9 protein-coding genes are annotated in these 6,797 nt (G+C 64.2%); 3 read left to right on the forward strand and 6 right to left on the reverse strand.

Annotated features, from left to right (window positions below; genetic code table 11):
• The coding region (locus EOD15_RS36255; protein ID WP_210212189.1) for a hypothetical protein at positions 1-186 on the forward strand (186 nt) is incomplete at its 5' end.
• Between the two features lie 140 nt (positions 187-326).
• Here the strand turns inward: EOD15_RS36255 and EOD15_RS10810 are convergent.
• Positions 327-905, reverse strand: a complete 579-nt coding sequence (locus tag EOD15_RS10810) for a TetR/AcrR family transcriptional regulator (protein ID WP_245463640.1) — start codon at positions 903-905, stop codon at positions 327-329.
• Positions 906-1,003: 98 nt separating this feature from the next.
• On the opposite strand from EOD15_RS10810, the gene EOD15_RS10815 reads away from it, so the two are divergent.
• A complete protein-coding gene (locus EOD15_RS10815; RefSeq protein ID WP_127318772.1) occupies positions 1,004-1,912 on the forward strand; it encodes an SDR family oxidoreductase in 909 nt (302 codons plus the stop codon).
• A gap of 60 nt (positions 1,913-1,972) precedes the next feature.
• Here the strand turns inward: EOD15_RS10815 and EOD15_RS10820 are convergent, their stop codons facing one another.
• Positions 1,973-2,320 carry a GFA family protein gene (locus tag EOD15_RS10820; protein ID WP_127318770.1) on the reverse strand — a complete coding sequence of 116 codons (348 nt, stop codon included), beginning with the start codon at positions 2,318-2,320 and terminating at the stop codon, positions 1,973-1,975.
• Positions 2,321-2,440: 120 nt separating this feature from the next.
• Here EOD15_RS10820 and EOD15_RS10825 point away from each other — a divergent pair, with 120 nt between their 5' ends.
• Complete coding sequence (locus EOD15_RS10825) at positions 2,441-3,736, forward strand: amidase (RefSeq protein WP_127318768.1); 1,296 nt, start codon at positions 2,441-2,443, stop codon at positions 3,734-3,736.
• Positions 3,737-3,754: 18 nt separating this feature from the next.
• Here EOD15_RS10825 and EOD15_RS10830 read toward each other — a convergent pair whose 3' ends face one another.
• The 4 genes from EOD15_RS10830 to EOD15_RS10845 form a co-directional block, all read right to left on the reverse strand.
• The gene (locus EOD15_RS10830) at positions 3,755-4,141 is read right to left on the reverse strand and encodes a hypothetical protein (RefSeq protein ID WP_245463641.1); all 387 of its coding nucleotides are present in this window, start codon (positions 4,139-4,141) and stop codon (positions 3,755-3,757) included.
• Positions 4,142-4,183: 42 nt separating this feature from the next.
• The gene (locus EOD15_RS10835; RefSeq protein WP_127318766.1) at positions 4,184-5,164 is read right to left on the reverse strand and encodes an NAD(P)-dependent oxidoreductase; all 981 of its coding nucleotides are present in this window, start codon (positions 5,162-5,164) and stop codon (positions 4,184-4,186) included.
• A gap of 5 nt (positions 5,165-5,169) precedes the next feature.
• Entirely contained in the window at positions 5,170-5,886 is a 717-nt protein-coding gene (locus EOD15_RS10840; protein ID WP_127318764.1) for a FadR/GntR family transcriptional regulator, read from the reverse strand.
• 2 nt (positions 5,887-5,888) lie between these two features.
• The coding region (locus tag EOD15_RS10845; RefSeq protein WP_245463642.1) for a mandelate racemase/muconate lactonizing enzyme family protein at positions 5,889-6,797 on the reverse strand (909 nt) is incomplete at its 5' end.

The following is a 6,797-nucleotide window of genomic DNA, read 5'->3' on the forward strand; positions in this document are numbered from 1 at the left end:
GGCGTAGGGACGGAGCATCAAACGAAAAACCCGCCTGTGCGGCGGGTCACTGGCGCAAATCAGCACCATAGACAGAAATGTAGCATAGCTGAGGTCACCGAGTCAAGAAAAAATTCCTATCGCGAAAAGCTGCCGGCAAAAAAGCTGCCGGGACCGCCGAACTGGCTGCTGCCTTTGTCAAGCTGAGTGCGAAACCCTGTGCGTCAGCTGGTCTTGCGGAAATCGGCCTGTTCCTCGGCCCGGAGATGGCTGCGCGCCGAGCCGATGACGCGCTTGAAGGCGCGGCCGAAGGCGGCATCGGATTATAGCCGAGACGCCGAGAACCATCACGGTTTTCGGGCCGGCGCCGTTGTGATGGCAGCGACGAAGCGGTTCAGGCTGTCCTCGACATAGGCGGCCACTTCGATCGCCGGGTCAAAGCTCCACCACAGCAACGAGCCTTGCCAATGCGAGGCCATCAGCAGGCCGATGTCGCGTGGCGGGTTGGGCGTCTTGGCAAAACAGGCTACAAGTGTGTCGCACAGGAACGCCTTCCAGGCCGCACCCCGCGCCCTGAGCACGGGATCGCGCAGATCCTCGCGTAGGACAAGCAGGCCTTCGGCATAGGATTCGATGCCGCCATAGGATTGCGACAGCGCCACCAGCAACGCGACCGCACCGGTGGGGGTTCTGGGAACGGTGGCTGCCAGCTTTCTGGTGTTCTCGTCGAGACCGTCCCAGGCGTGCAGCAAAGTGCGCTGTTTCAGCTGCGCCTTGTTCTTGAAGCGCTGCACCAGCGTTGCACCGGAGAGACCGCAGGCCTTTGCCAGACGCTCGAAGGTGAGTGCTTCGGGACCATGCTCGTGGATTAGCCGGTGCGCGGTCTCCAGCACCTGCTCGTCGGACTGGGTTTTTGGCCGTGTCATCTTGACATCCTGATATAACCGAATGATCATTTATATATATGGCGCGAACAGCACAAGCCAGCCTTGTCTGATCGATGAGTCCGTTTTGGGAGAGTTCAATGACGCTGCAAGGGAAAGTTGCCCTGGTCGCCGGCGGGACGCGCGGCGCCGGACGGGGCATAGCGATCGAACTCGGCGCAGCCGGCGCCACCGTCTATGTCACCGGGCGCAGCACGCGCGCCCAGCAATCCGAATATGCCCGGCCCGAAACCATCGAGGAAACAGCGGAACTGGTCTCGGCGAACGGAGGCAAGGGCATCGCCGTTCAGGTCGATCATCTGGTGGCCGACGATGTGCGCAAACTGGTCGAGCGCATCCGCACCGAACAAGGCCGGCTCGACATACTGGTGAATGACATCTGGGGTGGCGAGAAACTGTTCGAGTGGGACAAACCGGTCTGGGACCACAATCTGGACAATGGCCTGCGCATGCTGCGGCTCGGCATCGACACGCATCTGATCACCGCGCACCATGCGCTGCCGCTGTTGATCGAACGTCCGGGCGGGCTGCTCGTCGAGGTCACAGACGGCACGGCCGAATACAATGCCGATCACTACCGGCTGTCGCCATTCTACGATCTCGCCAAGGTCGCGGTGACGCGCATGGCATGGGCGCATGCCCAGGATCTCGCCAAACACGACGCAACGTCCGTGTCGCTGACGCCCGGCTGGCTGCGTTCGGAGATGATGCTGGAAGCCTTTGGCGTGAGCGAGGGCAATTGGCGCGACGCCACCGCTGAGGTGCCGCATTTCGTCATTTCCGAGACGCCACGTTTCGTCGGCCGCGCCGTTGCGGCTTTGGCGGCGGATCCGGACCGCTCGCGCTGGAACGGACAGTCGCTGTCCAGCGGCGGGCTGGCGCAGGTCTACGGCTTTACCGACCTCGACGGCTCACGGCCCGACGCCTGGCGTTATGTTCCCGAGGTTCAGGACGCCGGCAAGCCCGCCGATGCGACGGGCTATCGATAGGTAATTGGTTCCTGCGCAATTCCGGACGGAAAACCGCTGCGCACTTTTCCTGGAATTGCGTCAGGCGGACCGCCCGTCGAAATCGAAGACCGACAGGGTCGAAGGGTCGAGATCGGCCACGCAGTTGATGTTGATGTAGGCGCTGCGTTCACGGCCCTCGCGGACATCCTCCGCAAAGGGATGGACACCACAGGCCCGGCAGAACCGGTGCGCGATGGCATGGTTGCCGAATGTGTAGGTGCCCAAATCGTCGCCCCAGGCCAAGACCCGCAAGGTCTCATGCGGGATGGCACACAGCAGGGCGCCCTTGCGCGCGCAGATCGAACAATTGCACCTGATGGCACCGGTCAGTTCGGCCTTGAATTCGAAGGCCACCTTGCCGCAGTGGCAGCTGCCTTTGTAGAGCATCGGGTTTTTCCTCGTATTCGACAGGGTGCAAAATCGCCTGCGCCGGGTTAAGTCTGGGCAAGCCATGCACTGGCCGCACCCCCTTAAGACGTTCAAGGCGTCCGGAGTCCGACACCGAAAATGCAATCCGTCCGTGATCATCTGGAAACCATTCTGGCGCGCCTCGCCGCCCGTGCCGGCGAAGAGCACGTGTTCACGAAGCTCTATGCCGAAGCCGCACGGGCCGCGGCTGATGCCAGCGATGCCCGCAAGCGGGCCGGCGTGACACTCGGACCGCTCGATGGCACCATCGTCTCGATCAAGGATCTGTTCGATGTCGCCGGCGAGCCGACCACGGCCGGTTCGCTGATGCGCAAGACCGCGGCGCCCGCCCAAAGCGACGCGGCAATCGTCAGCCGGCTGCGGCAGGCCGGCGCGGTCATCATAGGCAAGACCAACATGACCGAATTCGCCTTCACCGCGATCGGCGACAACAGGCATTTCGGCACGCCTGGCAATGCCGTGGACGCCAGCCGCATTCCGGGCGGCTCTTCCTCGGGCGCAGGCGTTTCCGTCGGCGAGGGGACAAGCGAAATATCGATCGGTTCCGATACCGGCGGTTCGATACGCATACCGGCTTCACTCAACGGTGTCGTCGGCTTCAAGCCGACAGCGCGACGTGTGCCGCTCGCCGGCGCGTTCCCATTGTCCGCCACGCTGGACTCGATCGGGCCGCTTGCCCGAACCGTCGCCCAGTGTGCCGCCGCCGACGCCGTGATGGCCGGCGAGGTGCCGACCGCGCTGGCGCCGATTGCCCTTGCAGGGCTTCGCATAGGCATTCCGCGCGGCGTCCTTTTCGAAGAGACGGAAGACGAGGTGGCGACCGCGTTCGACCGCTGCCTTGGCAAGATCGAGCAGACAGGCGCGCGGATCGCCGACCTGTCGATCGACGATCTGCTCGCCGATTTGCGCGCGGCGACCAAGCGTGGCTCGATCGCTGCGATGGAAGGGGCCGAAGTGCATGCCGACTGGCTGGCGACAGGAGCGTCGGTGCCGGTCGACCCGCATGTCAGCGGACCTTTGTCGCGGGCGGCAATGCTGCCGACGCCTGTCTACATCAGGGCAATGCGTCGTCGCGCAGCACTTGCCGCCGCCATGGACGAGCGGCTGGCATCGGTCGATGTGCTGGCTCTGCCGACCACGCCGGTGACGGCGCCGACCATCGTCTCGATGGCTGACGACGCCGAGCTGCGCGACCGCACTGAGGGCCTGCTGCTGCGCAACACGCAGGTCGCCAACCAGTTCGATCTCTGCGCGATCTCGCTACCGATGCCGGGCACTCCGCTGCCCGCCGGATTGATGCTGGTGGCGCGCAACGGGCATGACCGGCGCCTGCTGCGGATTGCTGCCGAAATAGAGCAGCTGCTTGGCGCGTGACCAGGGCTGAACCGCCTATCAGTGCGACGAACAGTGCTTGCGTTCGCTGTCCTTGGCGGTCCGCACGATACGGGTCGCGACCAGCCAGGGCAGATTGTACTTCTCGCCGGTGATGGTCTGGGGTGCGGTGCTCGATCGAGCCCCTGACGACGATCTTGCCGGCATAAAGCGCGTCGGAAAGATCGTTATCGCCTTGTCGGCCTGCGGCAATCCGCTTGGGTCGATAGAGACGCCCTTGATGATCGCCCCGGTGGCAAGGTCGAGTGCGCTGTTCGACGGGCACGGCGCCTTGAAGCAGCGCAGCCCGTTGTCGCAATAGACATAACTGCTTTCGGCCGCGAATGACGGCATGGCGCAGAGCGAACAGACGACGACTACCAGGGATGCGAGGCGCGGATCGGACATGGCTCTCAGCGTCGCGGAAAATTGGGGCGAAACCGCGATGTGTTACAGGTCCGCCGGAAACCGCCGCCGATAGTGATCGACCACTTCCGGATTGCGCAGATTGACCGGCAGCTTGTTGGCCAGCACCAGCAAGGCTTCACCCGCCGCGCCGACGCCCATGCGCATCATCGATTCCTCGGTGATCCCGGCCATGTGCGGCGTGATGATGACATTGTCGAAGCCGAAATAGGGATGGTTCGACGGCAGCGGCTGTGTCGCAAAAACATCGAGCGCGGCACCGCCGATACGGCGTTTCTGCAACGCCTCGATCAGCGCATCGTCATCGATGACCGGTCCGCGCGACACGTTGATCAGCAGCGCATGCGGCTTCATGCGGGCGATCCGCTCACGGTTGATCAGGCCGCGCGTTTCCGGCGTCAGCGGGCAGCACAGAACGATGATGTCGCTCTGCTCGACGAGAGCGTCGATCGACAGGAAACCGACCTTGTCAGGCGCCGGCTGCATGCTGCGCGTCGTTGCCACCACCTTCAGGTCGAAGCCGTGCGCGGCGATATGGCCGACAGCCTGGCCGACCGCGCCGAGGCCGACGATGCCGATCGTCTTGCCGGCAAGCTCGATGTTGGAATTGGCGTGCTCGCGGCCGGCGAGCCAGCCTTTGGTGCGCAGGTCGCGGTCGACGGCGCGGAAGTTGCGCAGCAAAGCGAGCGCCGCGAACATGACGTGTTCGGCAACCGAGCGGGCATTGACCGCCGGCACATTCGCCACCAGCACGCCGGCCGCCGCCGCTGCTTCCATCGGGATCATGTCGAGCCCGGCGCCATGACGGATTGCCGCCCGCAGCAGCTTTGCGCCGTCGAAAAGCTGTGGTGGCAGCGGCGCGCGCACGATGACGATATCAGCATCCTTCGCCTCGGCAGCCAGCGTGGCCGGATCGATGGCGGAGGCGACGACGAGTTCTCCGGCGCCGGCCAGCATGGCCGAGGCGCGCGGGTGCAGGGCGTGGGTCGTGAGGATACGGGCCATGTCGGTCAAGCTTTTTCGAGCGCCGGGCTTTGAGGTTCCTCGCCATGGCCCTCGATCAGGCCTTTCCAGTAGCTTTCAGCCCCTTGCAAATGGGCGCTCATCAGCGCCTGGGCGAGATTGCCATCGCGGCGCAGCAGCGCCTCATAGATCTGGATATGCTCGGCATGCGAGCGCACGTTGCGCTCGGGGTCGTTGAAATAGATCGGCAGGCGCTGCTCGCCCATCATATAGTAGACGCTGCAGACATTGTGGAAGACGCTGTTCTTGGTGGCGCGCACGATCTCGAGGTGGAATTCACGGTCTTCCCTGGCAAGCCCTTCGCCGACGGCAATGCGCTCTTCCGAAGCTTTCAGTATCTCGCGCAGCCGCTCGAAATTCTCCTCTGTGGCGCGCGAACAGGCAAGTTCGGCCGCCTTGATCTCGTGGATCTTGCGCAGTTCGACCGTTTCGTAGATCTGGATCGGGTCGAGCGGCAGGCCCGCGCGGGCAAAGAGCGCCATGGCCTCCACGCTGGCCTGCTTGGTGTCGATGTAGATGCCGGACTTGGCCCGGCGCTCGACGATGCGCATGGCCTCAAGGATGGCCAGCGCCTCGCGGATCTGGCCGCGGCTGACAGCGAAATGCTCCGCCAGTTCGCGTTCCGAAGGCGTTCGGCCGCTCTCCTTGTCCGAATGGGAGAACAGGTAGGCAGCGAGTTCCGCGAGGAGGTTCTTTTCTTTCATCGTCAACCGCGTTGCGCGTGCGCCTCCAGGAACCGCTCCGAAATGGTGAATCCCAGACCCGGTTTTTCCGGGATCGCTATCATGCCGTCCCTGGCTTCGACAGTCTCTTCGACCAGATCGTGGATCATCGGGTTGGCGCCGAGCGAATATTCGACGGTGAAACTCGACGGCGAGGCGGCGCAGACATGCAAGCCTGCGAAAAAACAGGGCGCGCCGGCCCACAAATGCGGTGCAAAGCGCAGATTGAAGGCGCTGGCGATGGTGCCGATCTTCATCGCCTCGCTGATACCGCCGCAGAAGGCGGGATCCGGCTGGAAGATGTCGGCGGCTTTCAGCACGGCGAGATCGCGGAAGGCATAGCGTGTCGCCTCGCTTTCGCCGGTGGCGATCGGGACGGCACCTGACGCCCGCACTTCAGCCATGCCGGGCTTGTCGTCGGCGATGATAGGCTCCTCGAACCAGGCGAGGTCCAAATCGTTGACAAGGTGGATGAAGCGCTTGGCCTCGGCCACCGTGTAGGTGCCGTGCGCGTCGACCATCAGTTCGACATCGGGGCCGAGCGCCTGCCGTGCGGCCCGCACGCGGCCGGCCGAAATGTGCGCCGCGCCATCCATGGCGCCAACCCGCATCTTCAGTGCCTTGAAACCGCCCTTGGCGATGTAGGATTTCAACTGCTCGCCGATGGCGTCGGCAGCCGCCCAGCCGCCGGACGCGTAAGCCGGCATGCGATCGAGCTTGCGGCCGCCCAGCAGCCGCCAGACCGGAACGCCAAGCGATTTGCCAAGAATGTCCCACAGCGCGATGTCGACGGCGCTGATGGCGGCGATGCTCATGCCGCGCCGCGCCAGTTGCGGCATGGCGTGGCCGCCACGCGCGGCGCTGTCGTGGCGCACGCCATTGTAGAGCATCTC

This window comes from Mesorhizobium sp. M7A.T.Ca.US.000.02.2.1 (assembly GCF_003996995.1).
Classification (GTDB): Bacteria; Pseudomonadota; Alphaproteobacteria; order Rhizobiales; family Rhizobiaceae; genus Mesorhizobium.

What these genes read in the sequence shown, in the direction of transcription:
- EOD15_RS10810 (WP_245463640.1), bottom strand. Translation starts at nt 905, where the DNA reads ATGACACGGCCAAAAACCCAGTCCGACGAGCAGGTGCTGGAGACCGCG.
- EOD15_RS10815 (WP_127318772.1), top strand. Translation starts at nt 1,004, where the DNA reads ATGACGCTGCAAGGGAAAGTTGCCCTGGTCGCCGGCGGGACGCGCGGC.
- EOD15_RS10820 (WP_127318770.1), bottom strand. Translation starts at nt 2,320, where the DNA reads ATGCTCTACAAAGGCAGCTGCCACTGCGGCAAGGTGGCCTTCGAATTC.
- EOD15_RS10825 (WP_127318768.1), top strand. Translation starts at nt 2,441, where the DNA reads ATGCAATCCGTCCGTGATCATCTGGAAACCATTCTGGCGCGCCTCGCC.
- EOD15_RS10830 (WP_245463641.1), bottom strand. Translation starts at nt 4,141, where the DNA reads ATGTCCGATCCGCGCCTCGCATCCCTGGTAGTCGTCGTCTGTTCGCTC.
- EOD15_RS10835 (WP_127318766.1), bottom strand. Translation starts at nt 5,164, where the DNA reads ATGGCCCGTATCCTCACGACCCACGCCCTGCACCCGCGCGCCTCGGCC.
- EOD15_RS10840 (WP_127318764.1), bottom strand. Translation starts at nt 5,886, where the DNA reads ATGAAAGAAAAGAACCTCCTCGCGGAACTCGCTGCCTACCTGTTCTCC.